General features: G+C 68.7%; 17 protein-coding genes. 10 read left to right on the forward strand and 7 right to left on the reverse strand.

Going from position 1 to position 22785, the window contains the following annotated elements:
* The first annotated feature begins 63 nt into the window (after positions 1-63).
* The 9 genes from LGR64_RS23340 (at position 64) to LGR64_RS23380 (ending at position 12747) form a co-directional block, all read left to right on the forward strand.
* A complete protein-coding gene (locus LGR64_RS23340) occupies positions 64-3849 on the forward strand; it encodes a nitrate reductase subunit alpha (protein WP_230357102.1) in 3786 nt (1261 codons plus the stop codon).
* An 18-nt stretch (positions 3850-3867) separates the two neighbouring features.
* Positions 3868-5409, forward strand: coding sequence for a nitrate reductase subunit beta (gene narH, locus LGR64_RS23345; protein WP_012203041.1), 1542 nt, complete (start codon positions 3868-3870; stop codon positions 5407-5409).
* Positions 5410-5420: 11 nt separating this feature from the next.
* Positions 5421-6134 (forward strand): nitrate reductase molybdenum cofactor assembly chaperone, encoded by a 714-nt coding sequence (narJ, locus tag LGR64_RS23350; protein ID WP_047326399.1) that lies wholly within the window; start codon positions 5421-5423, stop codon positions 6132-6134.
* A complete protein-coding gene (gene narI / locus LGR64_RS23355) occupies positions 6131-6868 on the forward strand; it encodes a respiratory nitrate reductase subunit gamma (RefSeq protein WP_043820328.1) in 738 nt (245 codons plus the stop codon). The genes narJ and narI overlap by 4 nt, the downstream gene beginning before the upstream one ends.
* Before the next feature lie 124 nt (positions 6869-6992).
* Positions 6993-7814, forward strand: a complete 822-nt coding sequence (locus tag LGR64_RS23360) for a peptidylprolyl isomerase (RefSeq protein ID WP_017405246.1) — start codon at positions 6993-6995, stop codon at positions 7812-7814.
* A 14-nt stretch (positions 7815-7828) separates the two neighbouring features.
* Complete coding sequence (locus LGR64_RS23365; protein WP_013804384.1) at positions 7829-8506, forward strand: carbonic anhydrase; 678 nt, start codon at positions 7829-7831, stop codon at positions 8504-8506.
* Between the two features lie 55 nt (positions 8507-8561).
* The gene (locus tag LGR64_RS23370; protein WP_230357104.1) at positions 8562-11006 is read left to right on the forward strand and encodes an adenosylcobalamin-dependent ribonucleoside-diphosphate reductase; all 2445 of its coding nucleotides are present in this window, start codon (positions 8562-8564) and stop codon (positions 11004-11006) included.
* Complete coding sequence (locus tag LGR64_RS23375; protein WP_230357106.1) at positions 11003-11581, forward strand: hemerythrin domain-containing protein; 579 nt, start codon at positions 11003-11005, stop codon at positions 11579-11581. The genes LGR64_RS23370 and LGR64_RS23375 overlap by 4 nt, the downstream gene beginning before the upstream one ends.
* 71 nt (positions 11582-11652) lie before the next feature.
* The gene (locus LGR64_RS23380) at positions 11653-12747 is read left to right on the forward strand and encodes an AbrB family transcriptional regulator (RefSeq protein WP_043820322.1); all 1095 of its coding nucleotides are present in this window, start codon (positions 11653-11655) and stop codon (positions 12745-12747) included.
* A gap of 8 nt (positions 12748-12755) precedes the next feature.
* Here the strand turns inward: LGR64_RS23380 and LGR64_RS23385 are convergent, their stop codons facing one another.
* The 6 genes from LGR64_RS23385 to LGR64_RS23410 all read right to left on the reverse strand — a co-directional run bounded on the left by LGR64_RS23385 (position 12756) and on the right by LGR64_RS23410 (position 19920).
* Positions 12756-13322 (reverse strand): glycerol-3-phosphate responsive antiterminator, encoded by a 567-nt coding sequence (locus LGR64_RS23385; protein ID WP_012203049.1) that lies wholly within the window; start codon positions 13320-13322, stop codon positions 12756-12758.
* A gap of 1 nt (position 13323) precedes the next feature.
* Positions 13324-14874, reverse strand: a complete 1551-nt coding sequence (locus LGR64_RS23390) for an FAD-binding oxidoreductase (protein WP_230357108.1) — start codon at positions 14872-14874, stop codon at positions 13324-13326.
* On the reverse strand, positions 14868-16550 hold the full coding sequence (locus LGR64_RS23395) for a glycerol-3-phosphate dehydrogenase/oxidase (protein WP_230357110.1): 1683 nt from the start codon (positions 16548-16550) through the stop codon (positions 14868-14870). Before LGR64_RS23395 ends, LGR64_RS23390 begins: the two co-directional genes overlap by 7 nt.
* A complete protein-coding gene (locus LGR64_RS23400; RefSeq protein ID WP_141830596.1) occupies positions 16547-18088 on the reverse strand; it encodes an FGGY family carbohydrate kinase in 1542 nt (513 codons plus the stop codon). Before LGR64_RS23400 ends, LGR64_RS23395 begins: the two co-directional genes overlap by 4 nt.
* 13 nt (positions 18089-18101) lie before the next feature.
* Positions 18102-19550, reverse strand: a complete 1449-nt coding sequence (locus tag LGR64_RS23405) for an MFS transporter (RefSeq protein ID WP_034390051.1) — start codon at positions 19548-19550, stop codon at positions 18102-18104.
* Between the two features lie 61 nt (positions 19551-19611).
* On the reverse strand, positions 19612-19920 hold the full coding sequence (locus LGR64_RS23410; protein WP_179217943.1) for a hypothetical protein: 309 nt from the start codon (positions 19918-19920) through the stop codon (positions 19612-19614).
* Positions 19921-19960: 40 nt separating this feature from the next.
* Between LGR64_RS23410 and LGR64_RS23415 the strand changes: the two genes are divergently transcribed.
* Positions 19961-22186 carry an IPTL-CTERM sorting domain-containing protein gene (locus tag LGR64_RS23415; protein ID WP_230357112.1) on the forward strand — a complete coding sequence of 742 codons (2226 nt, stop codon included), beginning with the start codon at positions 19961-19963 and terminating at the stop codon, positions 22184-22186.
* Positions 22187-22295: 109 nt separating this feature from the next.
* Here the strand turns inward: LGR64_RS23415 and LGR64_RS23420 are convergent, their stop codons facing one another.
* The gene (locus LGR64_RS23420; RefSeq protein WP_012203054.1) at positions 22296-22589 is read right to left on the reverse strand and encodes a BTH_I0359 family protein; all 294 of its coding nucleotides are present in this window, start codon (positions 22587-22589) and stop codon (positions 22296-22298) included.
* Positions 22590-22785 lie beyond the last annotated feature (196 nt).

Raw genomic sequence — 22785 nt, forward strand, 5'->3', positions numbered from 1 at the left:
CGGGCCGCAGGCACCAATGCACCGAACAGCAACGCACCGCAACGAACAACAAGGAGTCCCGCGATGAGCCATTTTCTGGACAAGCTTTCCTACTTCTCCCTGCCCCGGCAGGAATTCTCCAACGGCCATGGCCAGGTGACGGGCGAGGACCGCACCTGGGAAGACGCCTACCGCGACCGCTGGGCGCATGACAAGGTGGTGCGCTCCACGCACGGCGTGAACTGCACGGGCTCGTGCTCGTGGAAGATCTACGTCAAGGGCGGCATCGTGACCTGGGAGACCCAGCAGACCGACTACCCGCGCACGCGCGCCGACCTGCCCAACCACGAGCCGCGCGGCTGCGCGCGCGGCGCCAGCTACAGCTGGTACCTGTACAGCGCCAACCGCGTCAAATACCCCATGGTGCGCGGCCGGCTGCTCAAGCACTGGCGCGCTGCACTGGCCGTGGCCAGGAGCCCGGTCGATGCCTGGGCCGCCATCGTCGAGAACGCGGATGCGCGCAGCGAGTGGCAAAAGCAGCGCGGCCTGGGCGGCTTCGTGCGCAGCAGTTGGGACGAGGTCAACCGCATGATCGCGGCGGCCAACGTCTACACCATCAAGAAGCACGGGCCGGACCGCATCATCGGCTTCTCGCCGATTCCGGCCATGTCCATGATCTCGTATGCCGCAGGCAGCCGCTACCTGAGCCTGATCGGCGGCGTGTGCATGAGCTTCTACGACTGGTACTGCGACCTGCCGCCGGCCAGCCCCCAGACCTGGGGCGAGCAGACCGACGTGCCGGAGAGCGCGGACTGGTACAACTCCAACTTCATCATCGCCTGGGGCTCCAACGTGCCCCAGACGCGCACCCCCGACGCCCACTTCTTCACCGAGGTCCGCTACAAGGGCGCCAAGGTCGTGGCCGTCACGCCCGACTACTCCGAGGTCGCCAAGCTGGCCGACCTGTGGATGCACCCCAAGCAGGGCACGGACGCGGCCGTGGCCATGGCCATGGGCCACGTCATCCTCAAGGAGTTCTACTTCGGCGAGCGCGGCCGCCCGGCCTATTTCGAGGACTATGCGCGCCGCTACACCGACCTGCCGCTGCTGATCCGCCTCAAGCGCCAGCAACTGCCCGACGGCCGCACGGCCCTGGTGCCCGAGCGCTATGTGCGCGCCAGCGACTTCGACGGCCACCTGGGCCAGGACAGCAACCCCGAATGGAAGACCGTGGCCTACGGCGAGGACGGCGGCGTGGCCCTGCCCAACGGCTCCATCGGCTTTCGCTGGGGCGAGGCCGGCCGTGCCGACGAGGGCCTGTGGAACCTCGAATCCAAGGAGGCGCGCACGGGCAACGACGTGCAGCTCAAGCTCTCGGTGCTGGACGGCCAGGGCGTGGACAGTGAAGTGGCCGACGTGGCCTTCCCCTACTTCGGCGGCCTGCAGTCGCCGGGCTTTGATGCCAACGAGCAGGGCACGGATGTGCTGCTGCGCCGCGTGCCCGTCTCGCGCATGGTGCTGGACGGCGAGGAGGCCATCGTGGCCACCGTGTTCGACCTGCTGGCGGGCAACTACGGCATCCACCGCGGTCTGGAACGCGAGGGCGCTGATGGTGGCTATGACGCCGATGCGCCCTACACCCCGGCCTGGCAGGAAAAGATCACCGGCGTGCCGCGTGACCAGGTGATCGCCATTGCGCGCCAGTTCGCCGACAACGCCGAGAAGACGCGCGGCAAGTCCATGGTCATCATCGGCGCGGCCATGAACCACTGGTACCACTGCGACATGAACTACCGCGGCATCATCAACATGCTGATGCTGTGCGGCTGCATAGGCCAGAGCGGCGGCGGCTGGGCGCACTACGTGGGCCAGGAAAAGCTGCGCCCGCAGACCGGCTGGACCGCGCTGGCCTTTGCGCTGGACTGGCTGCGCCCGCCGCGCCAGATGAACTCCACCAGCTTCTTCTACGCCCACACCGACCAGTGGCGCTACGAGAAGCTGGGCGTGGAAGAGGTGCTGTCCCCGCTGGCCGACCGCAGCCAGTACGGCGGCGCCATGATCGACTACAACGTGCGCGCCGAGCGCATGGGCTGGCTGCCCAGCGCACCGCAGCTGCAGGCCAACCCGCTGCAGCTGGTGCGCGACGCCCAGGCCCAGGGCCTGGACGTGAAGGACCACGTGGTGCAGTCCCTGCAGGACGGCTCGCTGTCCATGAGCTGCGAGGACCCCGACCACCCGGCCAACTGGCCGCGCAACATGTTCGTGTGGCGCTCCAACATCCTGGGCAGCTCGGGCAAGGGCCACGAGTACTTCCTCAAGCACCTGCTGGGCACCACGCACGGCGTGCAAGGAAAAGACCTGGGCCACGATGAAGCCAAGCCGCAGGAAGTGCGCTGGCACGACAAGGCGCCCGAAGGCAAGCTGGACCTGCTGGTCACGCTGGACTTCCGCATGAGCACCACCTGCCTGTACTCGGACATCGTCCTGCCCACGGCCACCTGGTATGAGAAGAACGACCTCAACACCAGCGACATGCACCCCTTCATCCATCCGCTGTCGGCGGCCGTGGACCCGGCCTGGCAGGCCAGGAGCGACTGGGAGATCTACAAGGGTTTCGCCAAGTCCTTCAGCGAGGTCTGCGTGGGCCACCTGGGCGTGGAAAAGGACGTGGTGCTGACGCCGCTGATGCACGACACCCCCGCCGAGCTGGCCCAGCCCGATGGCGTGCGCGACTGGAAGAAGGGCGAGTGCGCCCTGATCCCCGGCAAGACCGCGCCGCAGATTGCCGTGGTCGAGCGCGACTATCCCAACCTCTACAAGCGCTTCACGGCCCTGGGCCCGCTGATGGACAGGCTGGGCAACGGCGGCAAGGGCATCGGCTGGAACACCGAGACCGAGGTGGAGCAGCTGGGCGAGCTCAACGGCCTGGTGCGCGAGGAAGGCGTGAGCCAGGGCCGCCCGCGCATCGTCACCGACATCGACGCCACCGAGGTGGTGATGATGCTGGCGCCCGAGACCAACGGCCACGTGGCCGTCAAGGCCTGGGAGGCGCTGTCGAAGCAGACGGGGCGCGAGCACGCCCACCTGGCCCTGCACCGCGAGGACGAGAAGATCCGCTTTCGCGACATCCAGGCCCAGCCGCGCAAGATCATCAGCTCGCCCACCTGGTCGGGCCTGGAAAGCGAGAAGGTCAGCTACAACGCCTGCTACACCAACGTGCATGAGCTGATCCCATGGCGCACCCTCACCGGCCGCCAGCAGTTCTACCAGGACCATCCGTGGATGCGCGACTTCGGCGAAGGCTTCGTCAGCTACCGCCCGCCCGTGCACATGAAGGCGCTGCAGGAAGTGCAGGGCCAAAAGCCCAACGGCCACCCCGAGATCGCGCTGAACTTCATCACGCCGCACCAGAAGTGGGGCATCCACTCCACCTATGGCGACAACCTGATGATGCTCACGCTGGCGCGTGGCGGCCCCATCGTCTGGCTCAGCGAGGACGACGCCAAGAGCGCCGGCATCGCCGACAACGACTGGGTGGAGCTGTACAACGCCAACGGCGCCATCGCGGCGCGGGCCGTGGTCAGCCAGCGCGTTAAGCCGGGCATGGTGATGATGTACCACGCGCAGGAGAAGACCATCAACACGCCGGGCTCGGAGATCACCGGCACGCGCGGCGGCATCCACAACTCGGTCACGCGCATCGTGCTCAAGCCCACCCACATGATCGGCGGCTACGCGCAGTACAGCTACGGCTTCAACTACTACGGAACCATCGGCACCAACCGCGACGAGTTCGTGCTGGTCCGAAAGATGCGCCGCATAGATTGGCTTGACGACGAAGCCGAGGCGGGCGCAGCCGCCCATGCCTGAACAACAAGGAGAAACACGATGAAAATCCGCGCACAGATCGGCATGGTGCTGAACCTGGACAAGTGCATCGGCTGCCACACCTGCTCCGTCACCTGCAAGAACGTCTGGACCAGCCGCCCGGGCGTCGAATACGCCTGGTTCAACAACGTCGAGACCAAGCCCGGCATCGGCTACCCGCGCGAGTGGGAAAACCAGGCCAAGTGGAACGGCGGCTGGATGCGCCGCACGGACGGCTCCATCGCGCCCCGCCAGGGTGGCAAGTGGAGCCTGTTGATGCGCATCTTCGCCAACCCCAACCTGCCCCAGATCGACGACTACTACGAACCCTTCACCTACGACTACGAGCACCTGCAGTCGGCCAGGGAAAGCAAGGCCGCGCCCACGGCGCGCGCACGCAGCCTGATCTCGGGCCAGCGCATGGAGAAGATCGAATGGGGTCCGAACTGGGAGGAAATCCTGGGCGGCGAATTCAGCAAGCGCAGCCATGACGTGAACTTCGAGCAGATCCAGAAGGACATCTACGGCCAGTTCGAGAACACCTTCATGATGTACCTGCCGCGCCTGTGCGAGCACTGCCTGAACCCGGCCTGCGTGGCGTCCTGCCCCTCGGGCTCGATCTACAAGCGCGAGGAGGACGGCATCGTCCTCATCGACCAGGACAAGTGCCGCGGCTGGCGCATGTGCGTCTCCGGCTGCCCCTACAAGAAGATCTACTACAACTGGCAAAGCGGCAAGGCCGAAAAATGCATCTTCTGCTACCCGCGCATCGAGGCCGGCCAGCCCACCGTCTGCTCCGAAACCTGCGTGGGCCGCATCCGCTACCTGGGCGTGCTGCTGTACGACGCCGACCGCATCGAGGAAGCGGCCAGCGTGGAGCGCGACCGCGACCTCTACCAGGCGCAGCTCGACATTTTCCTGGACCCCAATGACCCCGAGGTCATCCGCCAGGCCCGCATCGACGGCATCCCCGACGCCTGGATCGAGGCTGCCCAGTCCAGCCCCGTCTACAAGATGGCCGTGGACTGGAAGGTGGCCCTGCCGCTGCACCCCGAGTACCGCACCCTGCCCATGGTCTGGTATGTGCCGCCGCTGTCGCCCATCACCTCGGCGGCGAACGCCGGGCATCTCGACAGTGTTGGCCGCAGCCCCATCAATGGCGACCTGCCCGATGTCTCGCAGCTGCGCATCCCCGTGCAGTACCTGGCCAACCTGCTCACCGCCGGCGACACCACGCCCGTGGTGCGCGCGCTGGAGCGCATGCTGGCCATGCGCGCGTACCAGCGCAGCAAGCACGTGGACCAGGAACAGAACCTGGCCGTGCTCCAGTACGCGGGACTGACGGTGGACGAGGTCGAGGACATGTACCAGACCATGGCGATCGCCAACTACGAGGACCGCTTCGTCATCCCCTCGGCCCACCGCGAATACGCCGAAAGCGCGTTCGATTTGCGCGGCGGCTGCGGCTTCTCGTTCGGCAACGGCTGCTCCGACGGCAGCACCGACGCCAGCCTGTTCGGCGGCAAGAAGCCGCGCACCATCCCCATCCGCGCGCAAATGTGAGGACTGCCGCCATGTTCAATCACAACACCTCCACCCCCGTGCGCCTGACGCTGCGCGCGCTGGCCTGCCTCATCGGCTACCCCGGCGCCGAGCTGCGCGCCCTGCTGCCGGGCCTGATCGACGCCCTGCGCCTGGAGCAATCCGTGGCGCCCGCGCGGCTGCGCGAGTTGCAGCAGCTGGCCGAGCAGCTGCAGGCCATGGACCCCTTCGAGGCCGAGGCCCGCTACGTGGACACCTTCGACCGGGGCCACCAGACCTCGCTGCACCTGTTCGAGCATGTGCACGGCGACTCGGCCGACCGGGGCCCGGCGCTGATCGACCTGCAGCAGACCTACGAGCGCGCGGGCCTGGCCTTCGAGGCCGACGAGCTGCCCGACCACCTGGCCGTGGTGCTGGAGTTCGCCTCCACCCAGCCGCCGGCCATCGCCCGTGAATTCCTGGGCGAGATGGCCCACATCCTCAACGCCCTGTTCACGGCGCTGGCGCGGCGCGACAGCCCCTACGCCAGCGTGATCGCGGCCGTGCTGGAGATCACCGGCCACAGGGCCGAGCGCGTGGAAATCCGCCCCGAGCCCGCCATGGACGAGGCCTGGGCCGAACCCGCCGCCTTCGACGGCTGCAGCAGCCAGGGCAAATCCCGCCCCGGCGCCGAGCAGCCCGTGCATTTCGTGCGCCGCACGGCGGCGCCCCAAGCCCAAGGACCCCGCCAAAGGAGCCTGACATGACCCCCTCCTGGATAGACCACCTGCTCTTCGGCCTCTACCCCTACATCTGCCTGGCCGTGTTCTTCATCGGCAGCTGGCTGCGCTTCGACCGCGACCAGTACACCTGGAAGAGCGATTCATCGCAGCTGCTGCGCAGCGGCAGCCTGCGCTGGGGCAGCAACCTGTTCCACATCGGCGTGCTGTTCCTGTTCTTCGGCCACACCGTGGGCATGCTCACGCCGCACTTCGTCTACGAGCCCTTCATGGCCGCAGGCGCCAAGCAGCTGCTGGCCATGGTCAGCGGCGGCATCGCGGGCACGCTGGGCTTCATCGGCCTCACCATCTTGCTGCACCGCCGGCTGTCGGACGTGCGCATCCGCGCCAACTCCAGGTTCAGCGACATCGCCATCCTCTGGCTGCTGTGGCTGCAGCTGCTGCTGGGTCTGGCCACCATCCCGCTGTCGGCAAAGCACATGGACGGCTCCATGATGATGGCCCTGGCCGAATGGGCGCAGCGCATCGTCACCTTCCGTGGCGGCGCGGCCCAACTGCTGGCCGATGCCGGCTGGGTGTTCAAGGCCCACATGTTCCTGGGCATGAGCATCTTCCTGGTCTTCCCCTTCACGCGCCTGGTCCACGTCTGGAGCGGCTTCGGCACCCTGGTCTACCTGCTGCGCCCCTACCAGCTGGTGCGCTCGCGCCGCCTGGGCCTGCCCGCATCAGCGGCACGCCGTGACGCCAAGCCCGGCCATTGAGGAGATCGACATGGAACATGGATGCAACGGATCGGGCGGCGGCCACTGCGGCTGCGCGTCTTCAACCCCTTCTTCTTCTTCTACTTCTTCTACTTCTTCTACTTCTTCTACTTCTTCTGCCCCGATGGGGGATCTCCCGGCGATTCCCGAAGTGCCGGCCTTCCAGCCCGTGGGCGAGGCCGGTGCCGAGGTGGCCCGCATCAACAACACGCCGCTGCACGCACCCGGACAGCGCCCGCCCGAGCGCGAACTGCGCCAGCGCGCCTGCACCGAGCTGCTGCGCCAGGCGGCCCAGCGCGAAGGCCTGCTGGGCGCCGATGATGCGGCCGGCGACGACGGCGTCATCAGCGAGCGCGCCTCCCAGGCCATAGAGCAGCTGCTGGAGCAATCGCTGCACCTGCCCGAGCCCGGCGAGGACGCCTGCCGCCGCCACTTCGATGCCAACCCCGCGCGCTTCGCCCAGGGCGAGCGCGTGCGCCTGCGCCACGTGCTGTTTGCCGTCACGCCCGGCGTGGACGTGCGCGCCCTCACCCAGCGGGCCGAGGCCCTGCTGATCGAGCTGCGCTGCGCCGACGACGGCGGCCTGCGCTTTGCCGAGGCCGCGCGCCAATGGTCCAACTGCCCCAGCGGCCAGCATGGCGGCGAACTGGGCTGGCTGGGCCGCAGCGACTGCGCACCCGAATTCGCGCGCGATGTCTTTGCCTCCCAGGAAATCGGCGTGCTGCCGCGCCTGGTGCACAGCCGCTTCGGCCTGCACGTGGTCGAGGTCTGCGCGCGCGAGGCGGGCGTTCTGCCCGACTGGCAGCAGGCGCGCCCGGCCGTCGCCCAGGCCCTGCACCAGCAGACCTGGGTGAGCGCGCTCCACCAGTACCTGCAACTGCTGGCCGGCCAGTCCGAGGTGGTGGGCGTGCGCATCGCTGCGGCCGACTCGCCGCTGGTGCAATAGCCGGGGACGTGCCCATGCCCGACGATGAACTGCTGCTGCGCCTGCGGCGCTTCCACGAGCACGCCTTCCCGCAGTACCGCGCGCAGTTCCGCACCCTGGTCGACGAGGGCCAGCACCCGACCACGCTGTTCATCGGCTGCTCGGACTCGCGCCTCGTGCCCTACCTGCTCACGGGGGCGCCGCCGGGCGAGCTGTTCCTGGTGCGCAACGTGGGCGCCTTCGTGCCGCCGTACGATGGATCGCACGGCCACCACGGCACGGCGGCGGCCATCGAATTCGCCGTGCTCAACCTGCAGGTCAGCCGCATCGTGGTCTGCGGCCACAGCCACTGCGGGGCCATCAAGGCCCTGTATGGAGAAGTCTCGCCCGAGGCGCGCAACCTGCAGCGCTGGCTGGACCTGGGCCGCGAGGCCGTGCTGCCCGTGCAGGCCGGCCCCGAGGCGCTGCGCCGCACCGAGCAGCGCGCCGTCGTGCTGCAGCTCGAACGGCTGATGGACTATCCCATGGTGCGATCGCGGGTAGAGGCCGGGCAGCTCAGCCTGCACGGATGGCACTATGTCATCGAAGACGGCGAAGTCCACGTCTTCGATGTCCAGACCGGCCGCTTTGTTGCGGCATCTCAAGCTCCGCACAGCGGCACCGGGCCGTACCCGCCCTACGTGGAGCATGATGGACAAGTGCTTGTCGACTGAGGCCCGAGCAAGTGCCAGGGACGGCGGCAGGCAAGTCAACACGGGAGCCATGCCAATGCATCGCGAAAACCTGGGCCGCGCGCAGGACGCGGCGGATCTGCAGCCCATCAGCCTCGATGTGCTGCGCGAGAAATACCTCAAGGACGGCGAGACCGGCGTGGGCGAGCTCTACGCCCGCGTGGCCCGCGCCCTGGCCTCGGTCGAGCCCGAGGCGCGCCGCGCCGAATGCGAGGCCCTGTTCCTGGCCAACCTGCAGGCCGGCGCCATAGGCGCGGGGCGCATCATGAGCGCGGCCGGCACCGACCTGCAGGCCACGCTGATCAACTGCTTCGTGCAGCCCGTGGGCGACTGCATCCAGGGCGTGGACGACGGCGGCTACCCCGGCATCTACGAAGCCCTGCGCGAAGCCGCCGAAACCATGCGCCGCGGCGGCGGCGTGGGCTACGACTTCTCGCGCATCCGCCCCCGTGGCGCCGAGGTGCGCGCCACCGCCTCGCTGGCCTCGGGCCCGTGCAGCTACATCAACGTCTTCGACCAGTCCTGCGCCACCGTGGAAAGCGCGGGCGCGCGGCGCGGCGCCCAGATGGGCGTGCTGCGCATCGACCACCCCGACGTGCTCGAATTCATCACCGCCAAGCGCACGCCGGGCCGCTGGAACAACTTCAACGTCTCGGTCGGCGTCAGCGACGCCTTCATGCAAGCCGTGGCCGAAGACCAGCCCTGGCACCTGGTGCACCGCGCCCGCCCCGGCACCGCCCTGCTGGAGCAGGGTGCCCACCAGCGCGCCGACGGCCAGTGGGTCTACCAGACCCTGCCCGCCCGCACGCTGTGGGACACCATCATGCGCTCGGCCTACGACTTCGCCGAGCCCGGCATCCTCTTCCTGGACCACATCAACGACGACAACAACCTGCGCTACTGCGAGGAGATCGCGGCGACGAATCCTTGCGGTGAAGAACCCTTGCCGCCCTACGGCTGCTGCGACCTCGGCCCCGTCATCCTCACGCGCTTCGTGAGCCATCCGTTCGGCTTCGCGGGCGAGCCTGTGTTCGACTTCGAGGCCTTCGAGCGTGCCGTGGCCGTGCAGGTGCGTGCGCTGGACAACGTGCTGGAGCTGACCTGGTGGCCGCTGCCGCAGCAGCGCGAGGAAAGCGAGGCCAAGCGGCGCATCGGCGTGGGCTTCACCGGCATGGGCAATGCGCTGGCCATGCTGCGCCTGCGCTACGACGCGCCCGAGGGCCGGGCCATGGCCGCGCGCATTGCCGAGCGCATGCGCGATGCGGCCTACGGCGCCTCGGTGGAGCTGGCGCGCGAGAAGGGGGCCTTCCCCAAGTTCGACGCCGATGGCTACCTGGCCGAAGGCACCTTCGCCAGCCGCCTGCCCGAGGCGCTGCGCCAGCGCATACGCACGCACGGCATACGCAACAGCCACCTGCTGTCCATCGCGCCCACGGGCACGGTCAGCCTGGCCTTTGCCGACAACGCCTCCAACGGCATAGAGCCGCCGTTCTCCTGGACCTACAAGCGCAAGAAACGCACGGCCGATGGCGGCAGCGCCGAGTACGCGGTCGAGGACCATGCCTGGCGCCTGTACCGCTCGCTGGGCGGCGACGTGCAGCAGCTGCCCGACTACTTCGTCAGCGCGCTGCAGATGCCTGCGGCCGGCCACATCGCCATGATGCAGGCCGTGCAACCCTTCGTGGACACGGCGATCTCCAAGACCGTCAACGTGGCCGCCGACTATCCCTACGAGGACTTCAAGGACCTGTACCGCCAGGCCTGGAAGGCCGGCCTCAAGGGCCTGGCCACCTACCGGCCCAACACCATCCTGGGCGCCGTGCTCGAGACCCATGCGCCCGAATCTGCTGAAAAGCCGGCCTCCCCCGCGCCGGCAGGGGTAGCGGCTTCCGCACCCGACCCGCTGCGCACCGTGATAGAAAGCCGCCCCCAGGGCGCGCTGGACGCCGTGGCCGAGAAGATCGAATACTGGACCCAGCAAGGTCCCAAGCGCCTGTACCTGGTCGTCTCCTTCCTGCCCGTGGTCCTGCCCGATGGCCGCACGGTGGACCGCGCCATCGAATTCTTCATGCCCGTGGGCCAGAGCGGCGAGTCCCAGCAATGGGTGACCTCCAGCATGCGCCTGCTGTCACTGGCTGCGCGCGGCGGCTTCCTGGAGCGCGCCCTCAGCGACATGCGCAAGGTGGCCTGGGACCGGGGTCCCGTGCGCCTGGGCACCCACCAGCGCGACGACGGCACGCGCGTGCCCATGTGGCACGACTCCGAGGTGGCCGCCATCGCCTATGCGGTGCAGAACATCCTGGCCCGGCGCGGCAGCGGCGCACCGCCCGCGCCATCGCCGCTGCCCGAGCCCGAAGCTCTGGCCACCGACCCCATGGTCATGGCCGGCCGCAAATGCGAGGAATGCGGCGCCCATGCCGTGATCCGCAAGGACGGCTGCGAGTACTGCACGGCCTGCGGCCATCTGGGGAGCTGTGGGTGAAAGTTACCGGGTCCCCGCGCCCGCAGGGCGATGCCGTGCCCGGCTGGCGCGCGCCCGGCACGGGCTTCGACCAGCCCTTCGAGATGCTCGAAGCCTGCCACGAGCGCGTGCTGCGCATGCTGGCGCTGCTGGACCGGCTGCGTGTGCATCTCCAGACCAAAGGTTGCGACGACAGCGCACGCCAGGCGGCGCGCGACATCCTGCGCTACTTCGACCAGGCGGCGCCGCTGCACCATGAGGACGAGGAGCTGCATGTCTTCCCCCCGCTGCTGGAGCAGGGCGATGCGCAGACCGTGGCCCTGGTGCAGCGCCTGCAGCGCGAGCACGGCCTGATGAGCGCCGACTGGGCGCTGGCGCGCCAGCCGCTGCTGGACATGGCCGAGGGGCGTTGCCAGGGCTTTGGCGCGGCTGACGAGGCGGTGTTCGAACGCTTCGCGGCCTGCTATGCCAGCCATGTCGAGAATGAAGAGCGGCTGGCCTACCCGCAGGCGCGCGGCCTGCTGCCAGAGGCAACGCAGGCGGCCATGGGCCGTGAGATGGCCGTGCGCCGGGGCGCGGACCTGTCACGGAGATAGCGCCGCCGGCAGCGCGCGGGAGCCGGCGCGGCGATACTCGCAGGCTTTGAACCTGTCCCGCCTCGCCTGCCATGCCCGAGCGCCGCCCCATTTTCCTGCTTCGCATCGCACTGACCCTGCTGGGCGCCTTTGCCGCCGCCCAGCTGTGCCTGTGGCTGCGCACGCCGCTGCCCTGGATGCTGGGGCCGCTGATCGCCACTTCGCTGGCCTCCATCCTGGGCGCGCCCACGGCCAGTGCGGGCCGGCTGCGCAACGGCGGGCAGTGGATCATCGGCGCCTCGCTGGGCCTGTATTTCACGCCGGCCGTGGTGCAGTTGATCGCGGGGCTGTGGTGGGCGATTGCCGTGGCCATCGTCTGGGCGCTGCTGCTGGGCTGGGGCTTCGGCGCCTGGCTGTACCGCGTGCATGCGCCGCGCATGCCGCAGATACCGGCTGGCGAGATGCGCGCCACCACCTACTTCGCGGGCGCCATTGGCGCGGCCTCTGAAATGACGCTGCTGGCCGAGCGCGAGAACGCGCGCACCGACCTGGTGGCGGCCAGCCACAGCCTGCGCCTGGTCATCGTCACCGTGAGCATTCCGTTTGCGCTGCAGTGGAGCGGCCTGCATGGGCTGGAGGGGCTGACGCCGCCCAGCATCCGCATCGTCGAATGGCCGGGGCTGGCGCTGCTGGCCGTGCTCACGGGCCTGGGCGCCTGGGCCATGGACCGGCTCAAGCGGGCCAACCCCTGGTTCCTGGGCGCGCTGCTGGTGTCCATGCTGCTGACCATGTGCGGCCAGGAACTGTCGGCCGTGCCCCAGGCCCTGGTCAATGCGGCGCAGCTGGTGATCGGCATCAGCCTGGGCGTGCGCTTCAAGCGCGAATTCCTGCACACCGCGCCGCGCTGGCTGGGCTCCGTGGCCGTGGGCACCGTGGGGCTCATGGCGATCTGCGCGGGCTTTGCCTGGCTGCTGCACCTGGCCGTGGACCTGCCCTGGGTCACGCTGCTGCTGGGCACCTCGCCGGGCGGCATCACCGAGATGGCCATCACCGCCAAGGTGCTGCAACTGGGCGTGCCCGTGGTCACGGCCTTCCAGGTCTGCCGGTTGATCGCCGTGCTGCTGCTGGTGGCGCCGCTGTTCCGCTGGGTGGAGGCGCGCGGGCCGGCCGCGTCGCGCACGGCCTAGGACCCACCTCACCACAGCCCACTGTCGCTGGTAGACACCGCAATCGCACCACCGGCCAGCGCCTGCTGGACCTGCTCCTGGCTGCAGACGAAGCCCGAGGCCACCAGGGGCGGCAGGATGCGGCGCTCGGCCTCGGTGATGTGGGCCAGCATGGGGGCGGGCATGATCTGCACGAGGTTGGGGTCGCTCTGCTCCACGGCCTTGATGCTGCGCGGCCAGGTGGAGCGGTCGGTGACGAAGACCTTTTGCATGGTCAGCAGCCCGGCCTTGTTGGCGCGCTGGATGGTGGCCACGCGCGTGGACAGCAGGCTGCTGGCGCCCAGGTCCACAAGGTAGTCCACGCCGCCCTTGTCGGGCGAGATGCCGTCGCAGCTGTCGATGTTGACGATGGCGATCTTGCCCGCCCCGGTGATGGTGGAGATCACCGAGCGCAGGCGGCGCAGTTCGATGTTGGCGACGATGGCGACTTCGGCCTGGCTGGCCAGCAGCGCGTCCATCTGCTCGGCCCCGTACAGGGTGGCGATGACGGGGCGGCGCGCCAGCCGCGCGCCCAGGGAGTTGTCCGGGCGGCCCATGTCAGAGGTCCAGCCCCAGCTTGCCGGGGTTGAGCAGGTTCTTGGGGTCGAGCATGCGCTTGGTGGCCTCCAGCAGGGCAAAGGCCGGGCCCAGCGATTGCCGCATGTAGGGCGCGCGCAGCAGGCCCACGCCGTGGTGGTGGCTGAGCGTGGCGCCGTGGCGCAGCAGCACGGCGTTGGCCGCGTCCCAGGCCGCGCGGTACCACTGGGCGCGCTGGTCCACGGCCACCTCGCCGCGCAGCGAAAAGTACAGGCAGGCGCCATCCACATAGGCATGCGACTGGTGGGCCGAGCCGGCCAGGGTGCCGGGGATGGCCTGCAGGGCGGCGACCACTTCCTCGTAGATGGCCGGCAGGTCTTTCCAGGGGCCGCACATCTCCAGCGTGTCGGCGACGAAGCCCGGGCCTTTCTTGAAGCCCTCGGCGCTCTTGCCGGTCAGGTAGCGCGTGTCCAGCCAGCGCTCCAGGGTGGCGGCGCCGTCCAGCCGTTCACCCAAAGGTGCACACACGCGTTCGCAGATGGCCATGACGGCATTGACGATCTCGGGCGCACCTTCGTCGGCGATCAGCAGCACGTTGAGGTCGCTGCGGCCGAATTGCACGCCGCTTTCCAGCGCGTCGTACAGCCGCAGCGCGGCGGGGTTGGCGCCTTGCTGCAGGATCTGGCGGCAGGCCTCCAGGCCCTGGGCAAAGCTGGCGAAGCCATAGGCGATGGCGCGGCCGTGGTCGGGCAGGCGGTGCAGCTTGAAGCGGATGCGCACGATCACGCCCAGCGTGCCTTCCGAGCCGATGAACAGCTGCTGCAGGTCCGGCCCGATGGCCGCGCGCGCATAGCCACCCACGGTGACGAGGCGGCCATCGGCCAGCACCACGTCCATGCCGTGGACCATGTCCTCGATCTTTCCGTAGCGCGTGGACAACTGGCCCGCGCCCCGGCAGGCCACCCAGCCGCCCACGGTGCTGATGCCGAAGGACGAGGGCCAGTGGCCCATGGTCATGCCGTGGCGGCGCTGGATGGTTTCCTCGAACACGTCGCCGAACATGCCGGCCTCGACCTCGACGATCTGGCTTTGCTCGTCCATGGCGATGAAGCGATTGAGTTCGCACAGGTCCAGCACGATGCCGCCGCGCAGGGGCAGGGCCGCGCCCGTGACGTTGCTGCGCCCGGCCGAGACGGTGACGGGAATGGCGTGCGCATCGGCAATGCGCATCACGGCCTGCACCTGCTCCACGGTGGATGCATGGGCGATGACGGCCTGCGGCGTGGCCGGGTGGCCCGAGGTCTCGGCCACCATGGTGCGTGCCCACCAGTCGCGCGTGCCGGCAACGATGTCGGCGCGCTCGGTCTGCACGCGGTCGCAGGCGGCGCGCAGCGCGGCGAGCGCGGCCTCGGGCACGGCCACGGGCTCGTGCTGCAGGCCGCAGGCAGGACCTTCGGAGGCAGGGCGGTCGGCTGTGGGTGCGGCCTGCGCCGCCCAGCCTGGGGTCGTGGGGGCGCCCACCACGTAGTTGCGGCGGTTGTAGCCGCGGGCGATTGCGTCTTTGCTCAGCATTGGATGTCTCCCATCAAAATCTGTTTTTCGCGCTCCACGGTGCGGCGGTAGTCGTGGACCTGTTGCGCCACCTGCGCGGGTGTCAGTCCCAGTTCATCGGCCAGGATGTCGCCCACGCGCTGCGCGGCGTGGGCCGAGGCATCGCGCGCCATGAGGCGGGCGCGCAGGCGGCGCGAGAGCACGTCGTCCACGCTGGCCGCCATTTCGTGGCGCACGGCATAGAGGACCTCGGCCTCGGTATGGGGCAGGCCCTGCACGATGGGCCGGGCCAGTTCGGGGCGTGCGGCCAGCAGGTCGCTGACGAAGCGCGCCTCCGTGCCGTAGCGCTCGCCCAGGTGGGCCGAGAGGCCGCCCGTGGCCGTGATGGCCTGGGCGTCGTAGCCGGCCGCGCCCAGCACAAAGGCCGAGGTGGTGGTGCAGCGCGTGCGCCGGCCCAGCAGCTTTTCCACGGCGTCCACGGTCTGCTCGGCCATGTGGCGCGAGGTGGTGAGCTTTCCGCCCACGATGGTGACCAGGCCGTCGGCCGCCACATGGATTTCGTGGTTGCGCTTCATCTCCACGGTCTTGCCGCCGGGCGGGCCGACCAGGGGGCGGCAGCCAGCGATGGAGCCGACCACGTCCTCGGGCGACAGGTCCACCTTGAGCGCCGATCGGGCGCCTTCGAGCAGGAAGTCCAGCTCGGTGCGCGTGCAGTGCACGTCGTCCAGGCCGCCTGCGTAGTCCTCGTCGGTGGTGCCCAGGTAGGAGACATCGCCCCAGCGCGTGATGGTGGCGCGCCGGCTGCGGCCCGGCACGGGAATGGTGACGGTGCAGTCGTTGCGTATGCGCAGCCAGGGAATGGCCACGTGCACGCCCTTGGCGGGGCGCACGTGCAGCCGGGGCTCCTGGCCGGGCTTGCGGCCATCCCAGTCGCGCAGCCACACGCCCGTGGCCATGACCACGCTGCGCGCGCGCACCGTGATCTCGCGGCCATCGGCCTGGACGATGGCGCCATCCACGCGGCCGTGGGCGTTGCGCGTGACGGCGGTGGCCTGGCAGTGGTTGAGCACGGCCGCGCCATGGAAGGCCGCCGTGCGCGCCACGGCCAGCGTGAGCCGCGCATCGTCCACGCGCGCGTCGAAGTACATGTAGCCGCCCAGGAGCTGCTCTTCGCGAAAGCTCGGGCAGTGCGACAGCACCTCGGCCTTGCCGAGCTTGCGGTGCAGGATGCCTTCGCGCCAGCCGCCGGCCAGGTCATAGGTCCACAGCAGGCTGCCGAAGGCCTTGGCCAGCCGGGCGTCGAAGACGCCGTCGCGCTCCATCACGGGAAACAGGAAGGGCAGGCGCTGCACCAGGTGCCGCGCATTGCGGCGCAGGCGCTGGCGCTCCAGCAGCGAGTGCCGCACCAGTCCCAGGTTGCCCTGCTCGATGTAGCGCAGGCCGCCGTGCACCATCTTGGAGGACTTGGACGAGGTGCCCGAGGCGAAGTCGTCCTTCTCCACCAGCGCCACGCGCAGGCCGCGCAGGCTGGCGTCCAGCGCCGCATAGGCGCCCGTGATGCCTCCGCCGATGACCAGCAGGTCGAAGGCCTCGTCACCCAGCCGCGCGAGCTGGTCCGCGCGCTGCAGCTGCAGCGGCGCGGTCTGGGTCAGTGCGGCGCTGTCCCTGCGCTCCTTGCCAAAGGGCCATTGCATCATGCGCAGCCCTCCAGGGCGGCGCTGCGGCCGGGGGCCCGGGCGCGGGCCAGTTCGTCGCCCACGCGGGCGCGCCAGATGCGGCGGCGCTCGCCGCGCTCGTCGGCGGCCATGCGCGGGGTGAAGACCGCTTCGGTGCGCAGCGTGGCGCAGGCCTGTTCCAGCCCGTCCCACAGCAGGCCTGCGCTGCCGGCCATGAAGGCGATGCCGCGCAGGCTGGCCTTGTCGGTATCGGCCAGGCGGCGCACGGGCAGGCCGCCCAGGTCGGCCTGGATCTGCAGCAGCGCATCGCTGCCCGACAGGCCGCCGCCCACCAGCAGCTCTCCCACCTCGGTGCCCGAGGCCGCCTCGTCCGCCTGCACGCAGGAGGCCACGGAATGCGCAATGCCTTCGAGGATGGAGCGCGCCAGCTGCGGCCGCGAGGTGGCCATGGACACGCCCGAGATCGAGGCCCGCGCGCCCGGCTCCATGGCCGGCAGGCGCAGGCCGGTGAGCGCGGGGATGAAGACCAGGTCGGCCGGCGTCTCGGCCTCGCCCGCCAGGGTGCTGATCTGCTGCGGGTTGTCGAACCACTGCAGCTTCTCGCAGATCCAGTTGAGCGCCGAGCCCGTGGTGGGCACATAGGTCTCGATGGCATAGCGCGAGACACCGCCCATGCGCCGTGCCGTCATGGTCAGCGAGCTTTCATGGGCCGCGTCATGCGCGGGCAGCTTTGTTCCCGTGAGCACATCGACGAAGCTGCCCGTGCCATGCACGCACAGCGCCTGGCCCCGCTCCAGGCATCCCAGGCCCACGGCGGCCGCGTGCTGGTCGCCTGCGCAGGCCAGGATGGGCACGGCCAGGCCCAGCAGCTCGGTGCGCGTGCGGCCGAAGTCCTGCACGTCTTCGCACAGGCGGGGCAGCAGTTCGGCGGGAAACTCCAGCGCGTCCAGCCAGTCCTGCAGATAACGGTGATCGCCCAATGCATAGGCGTTGCCCGAGGTCACATTGGTGGGCGTGGTGACCACGGCGCGCGCATCCGACAGATGCCACAGCAGCCAGGAGTCGATGGTGCCGAAGGCCAGGCGGCGCTGCTGCCAGGCACGGGCCACGGCCGCATCCTCACGCAGCTTGCGCGCAGCCCACAGGTAGGGCGAACGCACGCCCACGGGCCGGCCCGCGTGGCGGATCAGCCGGGCATCCCAGTCGCCGGCCAGCAGGGCCAGTTCGTCGCGGTGGCGCGAGTCTTGCCAGACCATGATGGGCGCCAGCGACCGGCCCGTGGCCGTGTCCCAGAGCACGGCCGAGCAGCGCTGGTTGGCAATGGCCAGGGCCACGATCTGCTGGCCGCAGCCCTGTGCGCGGGCGATGGCGCGGCGGCACACGTCCAGCGTGCGCTCCAGCAGCAGGTCGGCGTCCTGCTCGACCACGCCGGGGCGCGGGCAGTGGATTTCCAGCGGCAGATAGTCCTGGGCGGACACCTGCCCGTCGCGTCCCACGACGGCGGCGCGCGTGCCCGAGGTGCCTTCGTCTATGCAAAGGATCACGGCTTCATGGTGCATGGGGTGGTCTCTTTCAGGCGGTGGTTTGAGCGACCTTGGCGGGCGGGGCGGCGTCGTCCGCGAACTGGGGCGCGCCGGGCTCGTCGTCGGGGTTCACGGTGGTGCGCGTGGGGTCCCAGCGGATGGAAAAGCAGACGATGCTGGCCAGCAGCGGCACCACGGACAGGATGAGGAAGGTGTTCTCCAGCCCGTACTGCTGGCGGAACAGCGGGAACACCAGCAGCCCCAGCGCCGCGCCCATGGCGCCCAACGCGCCGATCACGCCGTTGGCGCCCGCGCGCAGCTCGCTGCGGAACGACAGGGTGGACAGGCTCTTGCCGTTGGCGCCTGGCCCGCCCGAGTGAAAGAGGATGAACAGCGAGGGCACGGCCACGGCCAGCCAGATGGGCATACGGCCGTTGAACAGGCCCAGCACCAGCAGCATCAGGAACACCAGCGCAAAGCCGAAGGCCGAGGCTCGCCGCAGGCCCAGCCTGCGCCCGATGACGGGCGACAGGAAGCCGCCGACGATGCCGAACACGTTGAACACCAGCGCGCCCAGCGTGGCCTCGCGGAAGTCCTTGCCGAACAGCGAGGCGCTGATCAGCGGCAGGTACCAGCCCACGGCGAAGTACTGGATGGACTGGCCTATCTGCACCGTGGCCGCCAGCAGCGTGCGCGGCAGGTAGATGCCGCGAAAGATCAGCAGCACATTGGCCAGGCCGCGCCGGGCCGGGTTGAGCACGGGCAGGCGCTCGGCAAGGGGCGCTGCCCTGAAGGTCTGGCCATAGATGCGCGTCATGGCGCGGGCCGCGTCATCAAGCCGCTCCTTGCGTGCCAGCCAGGTGGGGCTTTCCACCAGCAGCGCGGCCTGCATGCCCAGGATGAACACGCCGAACACGGCCGTGGCCGCGACCGAGTAGCGCCACAGCGAATCGCCCACGTCCCAGGAGTGGAACCACAGCGCCAGCACCAGGTTGCTGCACACGGCCATGTACCACATGCCCTGCCAGACATTGAGCCGGCTCTTGAGGCGGGCGGGCGTGAACTCGGCCAGCACCGCCATGGCGATGGCGAAGTCGATGCCATAGGCCGCACCCACGAAGAAGCGGCCGAAGAGGATGGTGGCGTAGTCCGGCGCCATGCTGACCAGCAGCGCACCGGCCACGGCCAGCACCTTGGCGATGACCAGCGGGCGCATGCGGCCCCAGCGGTCGGCCATCCAGCCGCCGATGGGGTTGAAGGCGATGGACACCCAGGAGGCCAGCGACGTCATCCAGGCCACCTCGGCCGGCGTGAGCTGCTGGTCGCGCGTCATGGGCCCCAGGCCCACGCTGAGCGCGGAGTTGGAAAAGGCGTCGAGGAAAAGGCCGCCGAGTGCCAGCCACCAGATGGTGCCGGCGCGGCCTGAAATGCCCTGGCGTGCGTCGATGTACGAGATGACATCCTGAACGCCACGAATGCTGTGGCCTGTGGTTTGCATCGCTGCCTCCTGGTTGTCTGCAAGAGGCCGGCGCACACCACACAGGCGTGACAAGACCATCTCACAGATGGTCTTCAAATCTTGAACCTGTGCCCGGGATTCTAGGAAAGAGCAGGGGTTGCGCAGTATCGGTAGAAGCACCAGGGCGAAGGCGCCGGGCTATCAGGCGCGCTAATAGCAGGCGGCAGGCAGGGCCGGCAAGCATTGGTTTTTCCTGTGGCGCGAACGCTGCGCGTGTTTCACTCTGTTTCTTGAGCGATAGAAAAAGACAATAGGATTTTTCGATTAATTGTCTAAACAGATGAAATAGAGGGAGGGAACCCATGATGTCAATCAGACGATGGGCAAGGCTGTTGCTGTGTGCCAGCATGCTTTTGCTGGGCAGTCAGGCAATGGCGCAGAAGATGTTGATGCTGACCACGGACGCGGGCGGGGTGAACTCTTCCGTCGAGGAGTCCGAGTTCACCAATATGAGAACGGAATTCTCCAACGTGGTGGGCGCAGCCAACGTGACACGGGTGTCCACTCTGTTCACAGCCAATGGCATCAGCGCAGCCACCTTCAACCCGCCCGGCGGGCCCTACGACATGGTGGTGGTCGCCAGCCACTATCGGGCCATCCATCCCACGAACTGGGCAGTCCTGTCACAGGCCGTGGCCAATCGCTGGGCCAACAGCGTGCTGTTCTTCGTCGATGGCTATGACGACACGCTGACCAACGACGTGCAGATGCTGGAGCTGCTCAATGCCAATACCGGGCGGAATTTCACATTGGGCACGAAGGTGGGAGTCTTTCAGAGCTATCCGCTGAATGCCAACTCTGCCTATTCGGGCTCGTTCACCAGTCTCGACCCGGTCTACGGTGGATTTTTCGACTACATCAACAACGTCCCCGGAGAAAACGTTCTGTACCTGGCGAACGGAACACCCGTTGCCGGCTTCCCGCCTGCGGGCTCCACCGCCCTGGTCAATGGCGTCTACGCCTTGCTGGTGCCCGTCGCCCAGTCCAACAATGGCCAGGGCGCCTGCGTCTTTGCCACCGTGGATGTGTCCAGCTTCCGAGATGCGGACATGACCCTCGCCCGCAACGGCGGCAAGATCGCGCAGGCCTTTGTGCGCGCCGTGACTGATCCGGGTGGTGCCTGCGGCCTGCCCACGGTGACCAAGCGCTTTGACAAGACCGATGTGCTGCTGGGCGGCGCCGGCAACACGGCGCAGCTGACCATCGAATTCCAGAATGCCACGCTGCAGGACGTGGCCCATGCCAAGGTCACCGATGCCCTGCCCAGCCCCCTGCTGATCGGCAGCGGCCCCGTCACTCATACCTGCACGGGCGGCACGCTGACCGCGACTGCGGGCTCCAGCACGGTCAATCTGGATGACTTCGGTATTCCCCACACCACGGGCTGCTCCATCACCGTGCCCGTGGTCTGGCCCAATGACGCGGCAGGCCGCGCAGCCTGCGCGGACCCTGTGGCACGCACCGTGACCAACATCATCCGGCCCGGTGTGGACTTCACACCCGCAGGTTTGGGCAACAACGCCACGGCCACGCTGACCTGCCAGCCCGGCACGCTGGCCGTGGGCAAGACGGTGGCCTGGGCCGCAGGCAGTCAGGCCACGGATCTGACGGGCAGCAGCTTCCCCGTCAGCGTTTCCTGCACAGGAACGGACGGCATTGTGGTGCCGAGCATTGCCACCAGCGTGACGCTGAGCACGCCCACGGCGGGCGCCGTCTCTGTCACGCCCGTCATCTCCAGCGGCAGCTGCACGGTGACCGAAACCTCCCGCCCAGCGGCACCGGCCAATCACCAGTGGGTGGAGGTCAGCCCGCCCAGCGGCACCGTGGCCTTGCTGGCGCCACCTGGCAGTCCTGCCGTGGCCTTGACCAACACGCTGGCGCGCAGCGCCGCATCGATTGCGCTCACCAAGACCGTGGCGGGCGGCCCTGCAGCGGGCGTAACCGGCAACTTCGACTTCACTGCGAGCTGCGGCGTGGACGGCAACTACACCGGCGCCGTGGCGCTGAGCAATGCCTCGTCGGGAACGGGCGGCATCGCCGGTGTTCCGCAAGGCGCGAGCTGCGTGGTCACCGAGAACACGCCTTTGCCTACCGCGCCGGTCAACTACAGCTGGGGCGTCATGCCCGCTGCCGTGCCGGTGACGGTGGTGGCTTCCGGCAATGCGGCCGCTTTCACCAATACCCTGGTGCGCAGCACCGCTGCCATCAGCCTGACCAAGAACGTCACGGGCGCGCCTGCAGGCGGCGTGAGCGGCAGCTTTGCCTTCACGGCCAGCTGTGGTGCGAGTGGCAGTTTCACGGGGACCGTGGTGCTGGCCAATGCGACCACGGGCACAGGCACCATCACCAACGTGCCCCAAGGCGTGAGTTGCTCGGTCAGCGAAAGCACCACGCTGCCCTCGGCACCCGCAGGCCTGGCGTGGGGCAGGATGCCGGCGGCCGTCACGCTGACGGTGGCGGCCACGGGCAACGCAGCGGCTTTCACCAACGAGCTGACGGCGGCGGCTGGCAATGTGGCAGCCATCCCCACGTTGAGCCAGTGGGCGCTGATGATGCTGGCCCTGATGCTGGCCGGGATGGCGGCACTTTCGATCAGGGCTGCGTCCAGGGATTGACGGTGGAATGGGGCTGGGTCCGCCCAGCCCAAAGCCCAATGAAAAAGCCGGAAATGCTCATCGCATTCCCGGCTTTCTTATGGGTTGGAGGGAGGTGAAAAGCGCGGCGTCAGTGGACCACGACAGGCTGCTGGGCCAGGCCGGCGTAGCGATCCAGCGCGTCTTCCACCTCTTCCTCGGTGGGGGCGTCGAGCTGCCAGGCAATGATCTGCTTTTGGAACATCTCGGCCCAGGAACCGTCCAGGTAGACCTCCTTGCCCGAGCGCTTGTCCACGATCTCGAAGCCGTGGCGTGGCAGTTGGCGGGCGGTATCGACTGCCTCATTGCCAGCCGTTGCATCCGGATCCATGTCGGGACGCAGATGGAGCACCACAAAAGATTCGGAGTCGTAAAGCATTTGCATGGTGTTCCCTTTCTGGCCCGTTGCCGGGCGTCGCACAGCCTACATGGCTGCGAAGCGCCGGATTTCAAGAACCGTGGGGGTCCCGATCTATCACAGGCACTTGCATGCAGTATTCCACGGATTGGCATGCGCGGCGGCGTGCGCCGCAGGCCGCGCTGTGGTAGGCGGGCGGCAGCGGTGCCTGCAAGTGCCGGCC

It is taken from the genome of Delftia sp. Lp-1 (assembly GCF_020523835.1).
GTDB lineage: Bacteria > Pseudomonadota > Gammaproteobacteria > Burkholderiales > Burkholderiaceae_C > Comamonas > Comamonas acidovorans.

Coding starts and splice junctions, on each gene's coding strand:
- LGR64_RS23340 (WP_230357102.1), top strand. CDS start 64: ATGAGCCATTTTCTGGACAAGCTTTCCTACTTCTCCCTGCCCCGGCAG.
- narH (WP_012203041.1), top strand. CDS start 3,868: ATGAAAATCCGCGCACAGATCGGCATGGTGCTGAACCTGGACAAGTGC.
- narJ (WP_047326399.1), top strand. CDS start 5,421: ATGTTCAATCACAACACCTCCACCCCCGTGCGCCTGACGCTGCGCGCG.
- narI (WP_043820328.1), top strand. CDS start 6,131: ATGACCCCCTCCTGGATAGACCACCTGCTCTTCGGCCTCTACCCCTAC.
- LGR64_RS23360 (WP_017405246.1), top strand. CDS start 6,993: ATGGGGGATCTCCCGGCGATTCCCGAAGTGCCGGCCTTCCAGCCCGTG.
- LGR64_RS23365 (WP_013804384.1), top strand. CDS start 7,829: ATGCCCGACGATGAACTGCTGCTGCGCCTGCGGCGCTTCCACGAGCAC.
- LGR64_RS23370 (WP_230357104.1), top strand. CDS start 8,562: ATGCATCGCGAAAACCTGGGCCGCGCGCAGGACGCGGCGGATCTGCAG.
- LGR64_RS23380 (WP_043820322.1), top strand. CDS start 11,653: ATGCCCGAGCGCCGCCCCATTTTCCTGCTTCGCATCGCACTGACCCTG.
- LGR64_RS23385 (WP_012203049.1), bottom strand. CDS start 13,322: ATGGGCCGCCCGGACAACTCCCTGGGCGCGCGGCTGGCGCGCCGCCCC.
- LGR64_RS23390 (WP_230357108.1), bottom strand. CDS start 14,874: ATGCTGAGCAAAGACGCAATCGCCCGCGGCTACAACCGCCGCAACTAC.
- LGR64_RS23395 (WP_230357110.1), bottom strand. CDS start 16,550: ATGATGCAATGGCCCTTTGGCAAGGAGCGCAGGGACAGCGCCGCACTG.
- LGR64_RS23400 (WP_141830596.1), bottom strand. CDS start 18,088: ATGCACCATGAAGCCGTGATCCTTTGCATAGACGAAGGCACCTCGGGC.
- LGR64_RS23405 (WP_034390051.1), bottom strand. CDS start 19,550: ATGCAAACCACAGGCCACAGCATTCGTGGCGTTCAGGATGTCATCTCG.
- LGR64_RS23410 (WP_179217943.1), bottom strand. CDS start 19,920: ATGCTGGCACACAGCAACAGCCTTGCCCATCGTCTGATTGACATCATG.
- LGR64_RS23415 (WP_230357112.1), top strand. CDS start 19,961: ATGCTGACCACGGACGCGGGCGGGGTGAACTCTTCCGTCGAGGAGTCC.
- LGR64_RS23420 (WP_012203054.1), bottom strand. CDS start 22,589: ATGCAAATGCTTTACGACTCCGAATCTTTTGTGGTGCTCCATCTGCGT.